Below are 14027 nucleotides of genomic sequence, written 5' to 3'. Positions count from 1 at the left end.
CGCGGGAATGCGTTCATTTGCGAGCCACATGGTACCCGCGCGGTTTAGGGTCCATTTTGCGCTGATCTATGATGAAGGCATTGGCCAGGACCAGGAGCTTCGGCAGAGTGGCAGCGATGGCGACTTTGGCATGTTTGCCGGCGCGGCGCAGGCTATCGTATTTATCCTGGAGTGGTGGGTTGAAGCGGATGGCGATGAAGGCGGACATGTAAAGTGCCTGCCCGAGCATCGGGCCTGACAAACGTCCGGCTATTGGCGAAAGCCGCGATCGGATCGTTGAAGGGTTGAAGGTCATCGCACCGAATCGAGAGAATCGGCATCCGCACGCTCGGACGGCAAATCCAAAGTCTGAGCGTCTGTCTGGATTAACATCACCCGGCTCGGGGGCTCCGACCTCTGCTTGACGATTTCAAGGAGTAACCGGCGGCACGGCTCTTCAGTCCCGACCCGCTCGTGCGAGTTGGTCGGGCCTAATTCTGCATCCGATATCGCGACAATGTCTCCCGAAACCCGGACCCCCGAACTCGACGGTCCTCAGCCCCAATGGAGATTGTCGGAAACCTGACAGAATTGCGTCGTCGCAAACCGACAGAATCGGAGGCGAAAAGCTAACCTACGGAACTGAAACCACTTTTAAGGTGGCATAGCTCTTGCGTTGTGAACTGTGACGTCCACCGAGGAGTTCCTTGCACACTGATCGGCAAACGCGACCTCCAGTAGCGGCCGCACGCTGCGACGATCTCTGACCATTCGAAATCGACGGTAAAAAAGACCGCGCGCGGCTGAGAGTGCTTTAGCGCCTTGACCGGCCACTGAATAATGGCGGCAGGCCTCTCGCGGCCGCTACTGGGGAGTAGGATGATGATCCGTTATCTCTTTGATGCTGCGAATGCCATTACCGCTCTCGGGCTGACCTTCGCCGTGACAGCCATCTATTTTGCTTTGGTCGGACGCTTCGAAGTTGGCATTTGTTTCGCGTTATGCGCTCTTTTGGCCGATCACGCTGATGGTATGGTCGCCAACAGTTCCGCCAATCGATCAGCATTCACGGCGCAGGTTGGGAGTTTATTCGACGGGCTAGCAGATCTGGTGAACTTGGCCGTCTTTCCAGCGGTTCTGATTTTATCTTTCAACGCGTTCTCGGTTGCCGCGTTGTCAGCCGCGATCTGCCTTGTCGTGTCTGGGGCTTTCCGTCTCAGCTACTTAAAAACGATCGGCCTCGACGCTGACGGATTCACCAGAGGTCTCCCGTTGAACACCGACCCCTTCGTATTGGCGCTTCTTTTTGCCACCAAACGGTACTTGCCGGCCCAGACCCTTGGCACGTTGTTGATTGGGGCGGCGTTTCTTCTGACGGTGCTGCATCTTTCAACCTTCAAATTTCCGGGCACCGGCAATGCGCTACGCCTGACCCACCTCGCACTCGCGGCGGTCGGTTTGATCGCTTTGTTGACGGACGAATTCGGGTCCTGACGGATCGAGGGAGAAGAACCTATGGACACGGCTTTCGAAAGTGAAACACGTGCAGTCTTCGATCGCTATCAACGAGAGCAGGAGAATAACGAACATATCTTCACCCGATTGGTCTCGCTAATCGATGAAGAATACTTCGGGTTCAATCCGGGAGGCTTCGCGGGACTCAATGTCCTGGACGCCGGCTGTGGTTCGAACGCGAATGCATCCTATGCTTTTCTCGAAAAAGGTGCCGCCAAGGTCACCTCGCTTGAGCTCGGGGAGGAGTGGATGGATTGTGCCGCTCGACGCCTTTCGAAATTCGGCAGGAAATCGGAATTGATCGGTGGGAGCGTTCTGAACTTGCCATTCGGAGATGGAAGTTTCGACTTCGTGCACTGCGCGGGTGTCCTGCCCCACACTGCGAATCCGCGCAAAGGGTTCGACGAACTGGCGAGGGTGACACGGCCGGGTGGGCATTTGTTTATCACCATCATCGGAACCGGAAACGGGATCTTCTATCGCTGCATCAACCATCTTCGTGAACTGTATGCTTCCGACGCTCAGTTCCGGCAGGCGATCGACAATCTGGATGGCCGAACGGCAAAAGAAGCGCTTGACTGGTTGTTGGCTGTTAAGAGTCAGAACGAACCTCCATTCCTTAAAGGAGAGGATGGTTTCTTTCGAAGCCTGTTTGATGATGACCTGTTCGTCACGCTTCGTGACCGCTTCCAGGCCCCCACCTATCACGAATTCGCTTTCACCGAGCAACAAATTCGCAATTGGTACGCCGAAAACGGATTTATCGATATTCGGCGAGTGTCACGATACACGAAAGGATTCGAGAACCTTCGACGTTTCCTTGCACCCCTGTACCTACACTACGACCATCCGCTCGCGCGATTTTGGTTCGGAGATGGCTGCATTCAGATGATTGGAGCCCGGAACTAGATTCCCGAGCGTTCTCTATCTCAGAAGACCGTTTCGGAAGCGATTTCTGTTTTTCAAGTCGAATGGCGGCCAGCGTCGCGACATATTATGAAGGCTCAGTGGAGGCTACTTGCGTTGCAACATCCGGCCGTTGAATGTGCAGAAACGGGCTCACCACAATTTCTAGGCAGGCCTCTCTCTTGATGGGGCTTACGGTTCTTCCGCCAGTACGACAGGATCAGGAAAGGCTTGTGGGCCTCGTATCCCGCAAGAATGTCGTGAGTGATGACAGCTCGTGGTGATCATCGTTCAAGGAACGATTTGCAAGCTTGCTCGGCCGGACTGTCGATCACAGGAGGATTTCGTTGATGCGTGCCTTAGCGGACGATTTCGAGCTCGTTTATCGCTCGGAGCGGCCACAAAATGTCCATTGCTACACACCGGGCATTGTCGTGACCGCTAGCCGCAGGCTGATAGCTACCTTCGATCTCGGCGGTGATGGGGTCAGAGATCTCCCCGGGCCGAAGGGATCTCGCGCACGCGGTATGCGCTTCGGAATGGGCAAGGTCTATGTCTCGGACGATGGTGGCTCTTCCTGGGCTGAGCGCTGTACTTTTCCATTCTGGCACGCTCGGCCGTTTATAGCTGCCGGACGACTCTATATTCTTGGTCATGCTGGCGATCTCATGATCATCGCTTCTGACGATAGAGGGGAGACATGGAGCGTGCCGGTCGCGCTAACCGCGAATATGAAATGGCACGGGTCTTCCTGTAATGTGCTTCACGCCGATCCTTACGTCTATCTCGCCCTGGACGAACGGCGAGATCTTGCCGTCAAGGGATGGAACGTAGCCGGTCTGGCACCGAGGCTGTTGCGCGCAAGAATTGACCAGGATCTCCTGGACCCCAATAGCTGGACTATTTCGGAGTCGTTTTCATTCAACGAGATAGTCTCGCCAAGCGATCTCGATCTATTTGGCGTCCCGTTCTATAGCACGCTAGTACGAGCTCCGGCCGAACTCGGATCGGGACGCCTATGTGCACCGATGGGCTGGCTCGAACCGAATATTGTTCAATTCCACGATCCCGCGCATCTGTGGCACGATCCGGCTGGACGCACAGTACACCTCTTTTTGCGCACTAACACAGGCGGAACGGGCTATGCTGCATTGGTCAAGGTTGTTGAGCAGGATGACGGCCGTCTGTTCACCTCATTGCAATCCACGCCATCTGGGAAAAAGGCTCTCTTTATTCCATTTCCGGGAGGTCATCTGAAATTCTTCTTGCATTATGATGACGGAACGCAGCTCTACTGGCTGTTGAGCTCACAAGCAACCGACTCAATGGTGCGGCTTACGCACATGCCGCGGGCGCGCTACAACTTGCCTAACAATGAACGCCATAGGCTACAGCTGCACTTCTCCAGAAACTGCATCGATTGGTGCTTTGCCGGACTTGTCGCAGCGGGTCAGACAGAGCGTCACGCACGGAACTACGCGAGCATGGCCGTCGATGGCGATGATCTTCTCGTGTTGTGCCGGTCAGGGGACGAGGAGGGCAGAGATCCTCAATATACAAACCTGATCACGCTCCATCGCGTCAAGGAGTTCCGCAAACTCGTCTATTGATATTTGCTATATGAGAGAAGGGGAAACATGCCTAGCACACAGTCACTATCATCATTCCGGCCCGATACGGCTCGACCGTTATTCCATCTAAACGCATGGTCAACGGGTGGGGAGGCCACGCACCAACAAAAAACGCGATCAGCTCGGAAGATAGGTCGACTTTACAAAGCCGAAGCTTGGCTACGCGGTGGGCTTTGGGAGAGTTCTTTCGAGGTGGGAAACGTCTTCTGGGTTATTGAGTTCCCAAAACTCGGTCCCGTCATCGTGCTCTTGAAGCACGTACATGCAGAGCCCGTTCTCCAAAAAGCGCAACTGTTCAAGTTTCTCGGCTTGCTCGAGCGGTCCAATGGGCAACTCGCCGAAGCCTTTTAGGCAGCTTACCCGATATCCGTAGAGTCCGACGTGGTGGTATACGGGCAGTTCTGCAAGCGTCTCTGCAGAAGTGCCGCTAGGGACGAGCGCTTTCGAAAAGTAAAGCGCCCTCCCTCGTGCGTCGAAGACACTCGTTGTCGCACCGACGCGGTTGTTGCGAATATCCGCGGCGATACGCAGATAGTTTGAGCGGTCACATCTTAGCACTGGCGTAACTGCATCGGCCTCTGGACGGCCGTTGAGGAACTCCAAGACGTGTTCAATGAATGACGGCGGCGTTAGCGGGGCATCGCCCTGAAGGTTTACCACAAGATCTCCCCCGTCAAGCCCGAGAGTACCAGCTGCCTCTGCCACTCGCTCGGTGCCATTGCGGCACGAAGCACTGGTGAAAATTGCCGCGCAACCGTAGCTTTCTACGTCGTTCGCGATCCGAACGTCATCAGTTGCGACGTAAATCGCGTCGATGCCGCGGACCTTTCTCGCGACGTCAATGGTGTGTCGAATGGCGGTTTTGCCGTTCAGCTCAACAAGCGGTTTGCCAGGAAATCTTGTCGAGGCGAAACGCGCTGGAACAATTATGATGCGTTTTGAGTGTGACAAGTTGTTCTCCCCCAGTTTTCGCGCATACGCCACACCCTCAGAAGAGGGTTCCGGCTTCCATTTCCTTTTTGGTCTGTCTGGCGATGATCATGTGTAGAGTCTAGCTGGTCCCGTCCCACTTCTGGTGGATTTTGGCGTCGCGGTAGAAGCGCTCGATGGGTATTCCTTGGAGTAGCTCCGAATGTTTGCGGGCGTTCCAAACGTTCCTCGCGCACAAGTCGCCGGCGAAGGGCTTAGCGTGCGATGATTCCTTGGTGAAAGGCAAGCCTGCATCGCAACGCCAGGCGGCATTCCAGATCAGCAATCGGGCTGCGGACATGTCGGCCAGCATGAACTGCATGGCTTGATCAAGGATCACCAAGCTGGCTCCGCTCGCGCGCGCCGTTGGTAGCGCTTTCCGGCCTGGGCGAGGCCCGCCGCCTGCGCCGCCGCACTAAGTCGGCCCGGCCTTCGCTGCCGCCGGGATGGTTCGACCCCGGAGTGCGGTAATCATCGAGAACGACCAGAGTGGGTGTGGGTTGGTTTCCGCGGCAAGGGCAAAGGAGTTCGCGAACGCCGTCATCGTGATGTGTCTTTTCTAATAAGTTGAATCGTTGAAGGGCGCTACCAATCGGTTGGTGCCGACCGTCTGGTCGGTTCCAGTGTGATAGGGGTGGTGATTGCAATGGCGCGAGTTTCAGCCTCTTCGTCGCAAAGTGCCCAGCCTCTGCGGCGCGTCACCTCCAGCTTCTCGATGAGCTCTTCCAGACTGGTGATGGATCCCCCATCGCAAAGCCCCCGGCCCGGTGGTTGGGGGAGAAGCTCGATCCTATGGGGATCGTGGATTTGGCTGTCGCCGTCGGCGACGGGCTGGGCGGACAGCGCCTATCGCTCGAAATCCAACGAGGAGTTGCTGGAAAGACAGCGTGTGAAGTCCGCCATCAAACACGTCTTCGCTCGTCAAAGGACAAGATGAAGCTCTTCATTCGGACCATCGGCATCATCAGGGCCAAGGTGAAGATCGGTGGCGAACATCGCTCTTTGCTACCTCGTCCACGAGGGCCGCGCCGCAGCATGAAAGGCATTGCCCCGAAAGGAAAGGAAGCATTCCGCCTCACCTCGTCGAACCGATCAACGAGCCGTCCGGCACGCGGAAAATCGTAACCCAATCGGATCAGGTGCAGCGGCAATTCGACGTAAGCGATTGGGTCCGGAAAATCATCTGTGCGCCCGCCTTGCGCTCTCGCTGCCTGTGTTCGGTGTGAATTCGTCGCAAACATTACAAACGTTGAGAGATTATCCGACACTTTTGTCGCGAATGTCATCAAAGCGTAACATGCACGCCTTACTTCGAGAGATACCTAGACATCTAGATCGCATGCGTAGGAGCTGTTTCGACTTCTTGCTTTGGGTGGAGGAGAGTTAATGTTTTTCATCTCGCGAGGCTTGCGTAGCGTGTTCACGCTTTGGGCGATCCTCACCATCGTGTTTTTTGCGACACGAATGACTGGAGATCCCACGTCCTTCCTCATTCCGCCTGACCTGCCCGAGGAACAACGCGTTGAGCTGAGGGCAAGGCTCGGACTGGATGAAGATGTGGCGACGCAATATGTGCGGTACGGCGCCGCACTCCTGCGCGGCGATTTCGGGCAGAGCTTCTTTTCGAACCGGTCCGTGGTCGAACTCTTCGTGGAACGCATTCCCAATACGCTCCTCCTGACCATTCCAGCTTTCGTGTTGTCGATGATCATCGGCATGGCTGCCGGCCTCTGGGCCGCACTACATCACAACACGGTCTTTGATCGCTCCCTCACGACCGCAACAATCGCGGGGCAAGCCATTCCGAACTTCGTTGTCGGCATTGCCGCCATTCTGATCTTCAGCTTCTCCCTGAAACTACTGCCGAGCGGCGGCATGGGCACGTGGAAACATCTGGTCCTGCCTGCAATTACCCTTGCTCTTGCGACCTGCGCCAACATTGCAAGGCTCGTTCGCAGCAGCATGCTGGAGGTCCTGTCTCAGGACTACATACGCTATGCGTGCAGCAAAGGCTTGAGTCCGTTCCGTGTTGTGGTGAAGCACGGGCTGAGAAATGCAATCCTCCCGGTGTTGACCATTCTGGGCCTGCAACTTGGCGGACTGATCGCCGGCGCGGTGGTGACGGAATCTGTGTTTGCCTGGCCTGGAGCAGGACGCCTCGTGATCGATGCGGTCATGCAACGCGATTTCGCGATGCTGCAATTCGGAATTCTCGTATTTTCGGCAGCAATAATCTTGACCAATCTTCTCGTTGACGTGGGTTACGGCTTGCTCGATCCGCGGGTGCGCGGGAGGTCGTGATGAGCATCGAGACCAGCGCGCCGGGAGTGAGCGCTTCCCAAACCGAAGAGGGCCTCTTCGCCACCAATACCGGAAGGCGTCGGCCGCCGACAGTGGCGATCGCCTCGTGCCTCATTCTTATGTTGGCAGCGTTGTTGGCCGCTGCCGCGCCGGTGATCGCACCGCATGATCTCGCCGGTCAGAGCCTTTTACACCGGCTTCGGCCGCCGGCGTTCGCGGGGGGTACGACCGAATACCTCCTTGGAACGGATCATCTCGGCCGAGATCTTTTTTCTCGGCTTCTGTTCGCAACCCAGACCACCTTGCTTATCGCCGGTGCCGGAGTTCTCGTAGGCGTCATCACTGGCACGCTCAGTGGGCTAGTCTCGGGAAGCATGGGAGGATGGATCGACCATTGCTTCATGGCTGTGGTCGATGCGCAGGCTTCGGTGCCGGTCACATTGGTGGCGTTGACTGCGGTCGCCCTCATCGGCCCGAGTCCGCTTGTCTTGGTGCTGATCGTCGGGTTCGCGGATTACTATAAATATGCTCGGGTTGTCCGGGGCCAAGTGCAAGCTCTGCGCGGACGCAGTTTCGTAGAGGCGGCTCGATCCTCCGGCGCTTCCCCTTACCATATCGCGATGCGTCATGTGCTTCCCAACACGTTGTCGCCCGTCATCGTATTGGCCAGCCTGAGCTTCGCCGAGATTGTCGTTCTGGAGTCGTCGCTCACGTTCCTTGGAGTCGGTATCCAGCCGCCAAATGTTTCTCTCGGCTCGTTGCTTGGCGAGTCAAGGAACTACCTGATCACCACACCCTGGCTGGCGGTATTTCCCTGTCTCGTCATCGTCGCAATAACGCTGGCGGCATCGATGATCGGCGATTGGCTGCGCGACACGTTCGATCCCCGGAGCCGCAGCTAAATCGCGCCCCTCTCAAACGCTTCCTGCAGGAAAACTCAACAACTCCAACCTTAGGAGACACTATGCGAAACCTACTCGTAGCGGTCGCTATGCTACTGCCGACCTTCGCGGTCGCGCAGGAAGACACAAGACCCCCCCTCACTGTCGGCGTCAACGCGGTCCGCGCAAACTTCGATCCCGCATTGGCACTTGGCAATGTCGACTTCCCAATGACATACAATATGTTCGACACGCTCGTTGCGCGGGACTTTTCCAAAAGCAAGGATCGGACAGCTTATGAGCTTGTTCCCGGCCTAGCACAAAGCTGGAAGCGGATCGACGATCGTACCATGGAATTCTCGCTGCGGCCGGATGTGCGGTTTCACAACGGTCAGCCCTTTACCAGTGCTGATGTCAAATTCACCTTTGATCGAATCTTGAATCCGGAGTCGGACTACGTCTTTGCCAAGAATCTCCTCAAGGTGATCGAACGCGTCGACATCGTCGATGATCTGACTGTCCGGATTACCACGACAGCTCCGAGCCCGATACTGCTACACCTGCTTGCCTATCATTCGAGCGATATCGTGCCGAAAGCCTATTTCGAGTCGGTGGGAGAGAGCGGCTTCGGCCAAAAGCCGGTCGGGACGGGTCCGTTCGCTTTCGTCAAGCTCCAGCCTGACGAGAGCATGGAACTGAAGGCCAACGACTCCTACTTTCGCGGTCGGCCGACAATCTCGAGCTTGACCTTCAAGGCCATCCCGGAGGTTTCTGCGAGGATCACTGCGCTCGCGAACGGTGAGGTCGATGTCATCAACAGCCTGCCGCCGGATCAATTGGAAGCGGTAAAGAACCTGGGTTGTTGCGACCTCCGCAGCGCGTTGATGAACCATCACTTCCTTATCTACAACACCTTCAACCCGGTGATGGCCGACAAGAAACTGCGGCAGGCACTCAATCTGTCGGTCGATCGCCAGCTGCTTGTCGACACCCTGTGGGATGGCAAGGCTACGCTGCCGCACTCCGCCCAATACGAGGCCTGGGGACCGGAACTCTATAATCCCGATCGGCCAACTCCGGCCTTCGATCCCGACCGCGCGCGCCAGTTGCTCTCGCAATCGAGCTACAAGGGGGAGCCGATCCAATTCGTAACTCACCCGGTCTACTACACGAATGGCGTTGCAGTCGCGGAAGCTGTCGTTCAGATGTGGAAAGCGATCGGCGTCAATGCCAGCGTTCGTGTCGACGAAGGCTGGACGAAGCTCAAAAAGGAGGACCCGGCCCTCACCGTGAGGAACGCGTCTGACTGGGTCGTGCCGACCGACCCCGCGGTCACGCTTTACATGACCTGGGCGAAGCGTTTTTGGAAAGACCAGGAGCGCTTCGTCGAACTCGCCAAAGAAGGCGAGACCACGCTCGATACCAAACGTCGCTACGACATCTATCAAAAGATGATCGATATCTTCGAGGACGAAGCGCCCGGTACGTACCTCTATCGTGCGCCGGAATTCTACGGGGTTCGGACCACCATCCAGTGGCTGCCGAACACCGACTACACGATGGATTTCCGGCCGGACAACATTCACTTCAAGTGAAGGTCACTGTTCCGCTCAGCTACCAGGACGGTTTTATGATGAACGATGCCGAACTCCTGCGCGTCGAGAATTTGCGCACCCATTTTCATGCCCACGATCGAACTGTCAAAGCAGTTGAAGGGGTCTCGTTCTCGGTTCGGCAAGGAAGTACGGTCTGCCTTGTCGGAGAATCCGGCTCAGGCAAATCGGCAACCGCGTTTTCCATCCTGAACCTCATTCCGAAGTCACTGGGCCGGATTGTTGCGGGGAAGGTCCTCTATCAAGGGGAGGACCTTCTCCAAATTCCGGCGCGACGTCTGCGCGGCATTCTTGGCAACGACATCGCTATGATCTTTCAGGAGCCCGCGTCAGCGCTCAATCCGGTCTACACGATTGGCAACCAATTGACCGAGGTTCTGCGGGCCCATCAACGATGCACTCCTCGCGAAGCTCGACGCCAAGCCAGAGAACTGCTCGATCGGGTCGGTATCGCCGATGCCGAGCGGCGCCTCGATGATTATCCGCATCAACTTTCCGGCGGTATGCGCCAGCGGGCAATGATCGCGATCGCGCTGTCATGTCGTCCGAAATTGCTGATCGCCGACGAGCCGACGACGGCCCTCGATGCCACGGTCCAATCGCAAATCCTTGCCCTTCTACACGAACTACAGCAGGAGACCGGCATGGCCATGCTGTTCATCACGCATGACCTCAGTGTCGTTGCCGAAATCGCCGATCGGGTCGTGGTGATGTATGCCGGCCGGATTGTCGAGGAGGGCAATGTCATGCAGATCTTCGACACGCCATGGATGCCCTACACGCGCGGTCTCCTGAAAGCGCGGCCGCAATTGCAGCCTGGCCGCGCATTTCCGCGGCGGCTTTCCGCCATCCCCGGCAGCCCTCCGGAACTTGCTCATCTGGCGACCGGCTGTTCCTTCCGCCCGCGCTGCAGCCACGCAGTGGCGGACTGCGCTCGCAAGATGCCGGAACTCGACATGGCTGACGGCCACAGCGTTCGTTGTTCGCGTTGGCGTGAAATCGCCGCGGCTGCGGAGCCGGAGGTTGCAGCATGAATCCCTCCTTTGCCCATTTCGGCACACCCAGTGGGGGTGCGATCCCGCCGTTCAGTAGCCCATCTCTGATTGAAGTTGAGGACGTTCGCGTGCACCTGCCACTCCGCAGCATATCGCCGTTCCGTTCCAAGAGATTCATTAAAGCCGTCGACGGAGCATCGTTTTCAATATTTCCAGGCGAGATCGTCGCTCTGGTCGGCGAATCCGGTTCAGGCAAGACGACATTGGGGCGCAGCTTGCTGCGGTTGACCGGTCCTAGTTCCGGTCGGGTTCGCTTCAAAGGGGTCGATCTGACGACCTTGACGCCAAGGGAAACGCGTTCTTTTCGTCGGCATATGCAGATGGTGTTCCAGGATCCCTACAGCAGCCTCAACCCACGCATGACCGTCGGTGAAATCGTCGGTGAACCGCTGTCGATCCATCATGCCCATCTGACCCCGCGAGCACGGCTCGAGCGCGTGGCAGAGCTCCTTTCACGGGTCGGAATTTCCCCGACGCATGCCGTGCGCTACCCGCACAGCTTCAGCGGCGGTCAACGCCAGCGGATCGCCATCGCCAGAGCACTGTCGACCGAGCCGGAGTTCATCGTCGCCGATGAGCCCGTTTCGGCTCTCGATGTTTCGGTTCAGGCGCAGATCATCAACTTGCTCCTGGATCTGAAGGACAAGCTGTCACTGACGATGCTTTTTATCTCGCATGATCTGCGCGTGGTCAGCCACGTCGCCGATCGGGTGATCGTCATGTATCTCGGTCGGATCATGGAGATCGCCCCTTCGGCAATGTTCTGGGATGGGCCTGCGCATCCCTACACCGAAGCGCTGCTGGCCGCTCTGCCGGTCGAGCATCCAAAGTTTCGACGAAACCGGGTGGTTCTGAAAGGCGAAGTTCCGAGTGCCGTGTCACCGCCGTCCGGCTGCGTCTTTCGAACCAGGTGCCCGATTGCAAGCCCGGAATGTGCAGCGGCTTCACCGGCACTGCGCCAGGTTGCGCCAGGGCACTGGACGGCCTGCATCAAACAAAAATCTTTCGATTTGAAGGGGTGAGATTGAAATGAAGCGTCGTAAACTCCTGTTGATCATGATCGACGGCGTGAACTCGGACTATCTTGAGAACCATCGGGAGAGGCTCCCGAATTTATCTGCTCTGGCCGACAGCGGATATCGCGTTCGCCGGATGCGTTCCGCCGTACCGGCGACCTCCATGCCGGGTCGGGCTTCCATCCTCACAGGTGTCGATGCAGACAGGCACGGGGTTTTTGGTAATCGCGTTCTGATCGACGGAGCATTCATCGCGGCCGAGGTGGAGCATCTTCTTGTGCCGACAATTGCAACCTTTGCTTCACGCGCGGGCCTGGACGTGGCCTGCGTCGGGCATGCTCTCATCGACCCGGAAGATACCTCCGTCTATGTTCCGCCCAGTTGGATGCGCGGCCCCGGCTTCACCAAGGTTCCGAGCGACGGCACTGCCCCCTACCTCCTGAGAGTCAAGGATCCGCGCGGTCGCTTGGCAGGGGTTCCCCTACCGTCTTTCGTTCAGGAGTCCGCAAGGCCGGATATGGTCTCTCGGGTCACCGCGACGCTCATCGACGACCAACTGACCGTCTCCGCTGCCGCAAGGCTCATCGGTTCAAAAGAGCCCCCTGATCTGGTCGTGACCGAAATCAATGTCCCAGACATGTTCCAGCATGAGTTCGGTTACGAGAGCGAAGAGGCCCATTTCTCTATTGCGTTTGCCGACTCTCTCGTCGGTCTTTGCTTGGACGCCTTGCGCCGATCCGGCCGGCTCGATGACTACGTGATTGCAGTTACCAGCGATCACGGTCACGGTAACATCACCACCTCGATCCTGCCCGAGCTGGTGATTCCCGGAAAAACGTTTTGCACTGAGGGTGCGACGCTGCACGTCCTGGTCGACAACGATGCCGATCGTGCGGAAGTTACGCGAAGGCTCGCCGCCGTGGGGGCGGAACCCTGGAACGATGCACATTTGCCGGTCGGGCTGCGCGAGCGCATTGCCACTTTCGTGGCTCCGCCGCAGCATGATTTCGAAGCAGTGCCAGCCGGGCATCCGGCAGACCAACCGTTCGGTCGACCGAAATACAAAGCCACCCATGGATTTCGACCAGGTATGAGTGCGGACGATCGTATCTGCATTATGTCCGGGGCCGGTCTGCCAAGTGCGGTGGCGGAAGGAGCTGAAGCCACACGCCTTGCGCCGACGCTCGCATCCATCCTTGGGCTACCCACAGAGATGTTTCCCGATCGGCCGCTTTTCGGGTAAACAGGGTTTCCTGCACCCATTTTGGGGGATGCAATGGTCGTATCGGCAGTTGAAGTGGTGCTTAATGAAACGTTGGGAAGTGGTTCGCTCCGGAATACTCGGTGATATCCGTGCAGGAGCCTTCGAGAACGGTCGCCTGCCTGGCGACCTGGTCTTGGCAGAACGATTTGGCGTCAATCGCCACACCGTGCGAAACGCCATCAAGGTCTTGGAGTCTGAAGGAGCTCTGCGGGTGCAACACGGTGTCGGTACCTTCGTTGCCGACGATTTCATTTCGCACACCTTGGACAGCGATCCGAAATTCACGTTCAAACTTCTTGGCCAGAACAAGTCGGTCAAGCGGGAGATATTGTCGATCAACGAGATCTCTGTCGAGCCGGATATTGCGACGCATTTGAAGATCGCGCCCTCGGCGCTCGTTACCGCCGTCAGGACGACTTCGTTCATCAACGACTGGCCGCTGGCGACCGGTACGGCCTATTTTCCGGTCGAGCGAGTTCCTGGTCTCGCCACAGCGTTCGAAGGGCTGAACTCTCCAACTGCGGCCCTGAAGCGCTGTGGCATTCCGGAATACAAGCGAAAATGGACGCGGATTACCGCCCGAAGGCCCACCCAGCAAGAGGCCCGTCTGTTGCGAATATCATCGTCCAGCCCGGTGCTCTTCGAGACAAATGTCGATGTGGCTCCGGATGGACTACCGATCAAATACGCCTTCGGCGTCATACGAGCCGACAGATATGAATACCTGATAGAAGGCGATGACTAAACGAGATTGCTGGCGAACGGGAAGGGAGCTTCATTCGCGGGTTCAGCCTACCAGCGCCGGCCATTTCCTTCTGTTGCTCCGACTAACACTTTTCTGCTGAACCAGGCTCTTGTCATCAAAGTGTTGCAAAAAGCAGATACCTAGACATCTAG

General features: G+C 57.3%; 14 protein-coding genes. 11 read left to right on the top strand and 3 right to left on the bottom strand.

Features of this window, described 5'->3' with window-relative positions; translation table 11 throughout:
- Nucleotides 1-13: 13 nt before the first annotated feature.
- A complete protein-coding gene (locus FKV68_RS23655; protein WP_180942039.1) occupies nucleotides 14-208 on the bottom strand; it encodes a hypothetical protein in 195 nt (64 codons plus the stop codon).
- A 653-nt stretch (nucleotides 209-861) separates the two neighbouring features.
- On the opposite strand from FKV68_RS23655, the gene FKV68_RS23650 reads away from it, so the two are divergent.
- The 3 genes from FKV68_RS23650 (at nucleotide 862) to FKV68_RS23640 (ending at nucleotide 4010) form a co-directional block, all read left to right on the top strand.
- Nucleotides 862-1473, top strand: coding sequence for a CDP-alcohol phosphatidyltransferase family protein (locus FKV68_RS23650; protein WP_180942038.1), 612 nt, complete (start codon nucleotides 862-864; stop codon nucleotides 1471-1473).
- A 21-nt stretch (nucleotides 1474-1494) separates the two neighbouring features.
- Nucleotides 1495-2403, top strand: a complete 909-nt coding sequence (locus tag FKV68_RS23645; RefSeq protein WP_180942037.1) for a class I SAM-dependent methyltransferase — start codon at nucleotides 1495-1497, stop codon at nucleotides 2401-2403.
- A 347-nt stretch (nucleotides 2404-2750) separates the two neighbouring features.
- A complete protein-coding gene (locus FKV68_RS23640; protein ID WP_180942036.1) occupies nucleotides 2751-4010 on the top strand; it encodes a sialidase family protein in 1260 nt (419 codons plus the stop codon).
- Nucleotides 4011-4190: 180 nt separating this feature from the next.
- On the opposite strand, the gene FKV68_RS23635 is transcribed toward FKV68_RS23640, so the two are convergent.
- Both FKV68_RS23635 and FKV68_RS23630 read right to left on the bottom strand, forming a co-directional pair.
- Nucleotides 4191-4982 (bottom strand): 3-deoxy-manno-octulosonate cytidylyltransferase, encoded by a 792-nt coding sequence (locus FKV68_RS23635; protein ID WP_209647282.1) that lies wholly within the window; start codon nucleotides 4980-4982, stop codon nucleotides 4191-4193.
- A gap of 100 nt (nucleotides 4983-5082) precedes the next feature.
- Complete coding sequence (locus tag FKV68_RS23630) at nucleotides 5083-5340, bottom strand: acyl-CoA dehydrogenase family protein (protein ID WP_246452693.1); 258 nt, start codon at nucleotides 5338-5340, stop codon at nucleotides 5083-5085.
- 452 nt (nucleotides 5341-5792) lie between these two features.
- On the opposite strand from FKV68_RS23630, the gene FKV68_RS23620 reads away from it, so the two are divergent.
- The 8 genes from FKV68_RS23620 (at nucleotide 5793) to phnF (ending at nucleotide 13875) form a co-directional block, all read left to right on the top strand.
- Nucleotides 5793-6125, top strand: coding sequence for a hypothetical protein (locus FKV68_RS23620; protein ID WP_180942033.1), 333 nt, complete (start codon nucleotides 5793-5795; stop codon nucleotides 6123-6125).
- 261 nt (nucleotides 6126-6386) lie between these two features.
- Nucleotides 6387-7301 carry an ABC transporter permease gene (locus tag FKV68_RS23615; RefSeq protein ID WP_180942032.1) on the top strand — a complete coding sequence of 305 codons (915 nt, stop codon included), beginning with the start codon at nucleotides 6387-6389 and terminating at the stop codon, nucleotides 7299-7301.
- Complete coding sequence (locus FKV68_RS23610; RefSeq protein WP_180942031.1) at nucleotides 7301-8203, top strand: ABC transporter permease; 903 nt, start codon at nucleotides 7301-7303, stop codon at nucleotides 8201-8203. The genes FKV68_RS23615 and FKV68_RS23610 overlap by 1 nt, the downstream gene beginning before the upstream one ends.
- A gap of 62 nt (nucleotides 8204-8265) precedes the next feature.
- Nucleotides 8266-9777 (top strand): ABC transporter substrate-binding protein, encoded by a 1512-nt coding sequence (locus FKV68_RS23605; RefSeq protein WP_245181553.1) that lies wholly within the window; start codon nucleotides 8266-8268, stop codon nucleotides 9775-9777.
- A gap of 38 nt (nucleotides 9778-9815) precedes the next feature.
- Nucleotides 9816-10829, top strand: coding sequence for an ABC transporter ATP-binding protein (locus tag FKV68_RS23600; RefSeq protein WP_180942314.1), 1014 nt, complete (start codon nucleotides 9816-9818; stop codon nucleotides 10827-10829).
- A complete protein-coding gene (locus FKV68_RS23595) occupies nucleotides 10826-11872 on the top strand; it encodes an ABC transporter ATP-binding protein (protein WP_180942030.1) in 1047 nt (348 codons plus the stop codon). Before FKV68_RS23600 ends, FKV68_RS23595 begins: the two co-directional genes overlap by 4 nt.
- A gap of 34 nt (nucleotides 11873-11906) precedes the next feature.
- A complete protein-coding gene (locus FKV68_RS23590; RefSeq protein ID WP_245181583.1) occupies nucleotides 11907-13109 on the top strand; it encodes an alkaline phosphatase family protein in 1203 nt (400 codons plus the stop codon).
- Complete coding sequence (gene phnF / locus FKV68_RS23585; protein ID WP_180942028.1) at nucleotides 13063-13875, top strand: phosphonate metabolism transcriptional regulator PhnF; 813 nt, start codon at nucleotides 13063-13065, stop codon at nucleotides 13873-13875. The genes FKV68_RS23590 and phnF overlap by 47 nt, the downstream gene beginning before the upstream one ends.
- The last annotated feature ends 152 nt before the right edge of the window (nucleotides 13876-14027 follow it).

The organism is Sinorhizobium mexicanum (assembly GCF_013488225.1).
Lineage (GTDB): Bacteria > Pseudomonadota > Alphaproteobacteria > Rhizobiales > Rhizobiaceae > Sinorhizobium > Sinorhizobium mexicanum.
The sequence above is the reverse complement of the archived record's forward strand: the minus strand, read 5'-3'. Positions and strand labels throughout refer to the sequence as shown.

Excerpts from the sequence above, each read along its gene's own strand:
- FKV68_RS23655 (WP_180942039.1), bottom strand. The coding sequence starts at position 208 with ATGTCCGCCTTCATCGCCATCCGCTTCAACCCACCACTCCAGGATAAA.
- FKV68_RS23650 (WP_180942038.1), top strand. The coding sequence starts at position 862 with ATGATCCGTTATCTCTTTGATGCTGCGAATGCCATTACCGCTCTCGGG.
- FKV68_RS23645 (WP_180942037.1), top strand. The coding sequence starts at position 1,495 with ATGGACACGGCTTTCGAAAGTGAAACACGTGCAGTCTTCGATCGCTAT.
- FKV68_RS23640 (WP_180942036.1), top strand. The coding sequence starts at position 2,751 with ATGCGTGCCTTAGCGGACGATTTCGAGCTCGTTTATCGCTCGGAGCGG.
- FKV68_RS23620 (WP_180942033.1), top strand. The coding sequence starts at position 5,793 with ATGGGGATCGTGGATTTGGCTGTCGCCGTCGGCGACGGGCTGGGCGGA.
- FKV68_RS23615 (WP_180942032.1), top strand. The coding sequence starts at position 6,387 with ATGTTTTTCATCTCGCGAGGCTTGCGTAGCGTGTTCACGCTTTGGGCG.
- FKV68_RS23610 (WP_180942031.1), top strand. The coding sequence starts at position 7,301 with ATGAGCATCGAGACCAGCGCGCCGGGAGTGAGCGCTTCCCAAACCGAA.
- FKV68_RS23605 (WP_245181553.1), top strand. The coding sequence starts at position 8,266 with ATGCGAAACCTACTCGTAGCGGTCGCTATGCTACTGCCGACCTTCGCG.
- FKV68_RS23600 (WP_180942314.1), top strand. The coding sequence starts at position 9,816 with ATGAACGATGCCGAACTCCTGCGCGTCGAGAATTTGCGCACCCATTTT.
- FKV68_RS23595 (WP_180942030.1), top strand. The coding sequence starts at position 10,826 with ATGAATCCCTCCTTTGCCCATTTCGGCACACCCAGTGGGGGTGCGATC.
- FKV68_RS23590 (WP_245181583.1), top strand. The coding sequence starts at position 11,907 with ATGATCGACGGCGTGAACTCGGACTATCTTGAGAACCATCGGGAGAGG.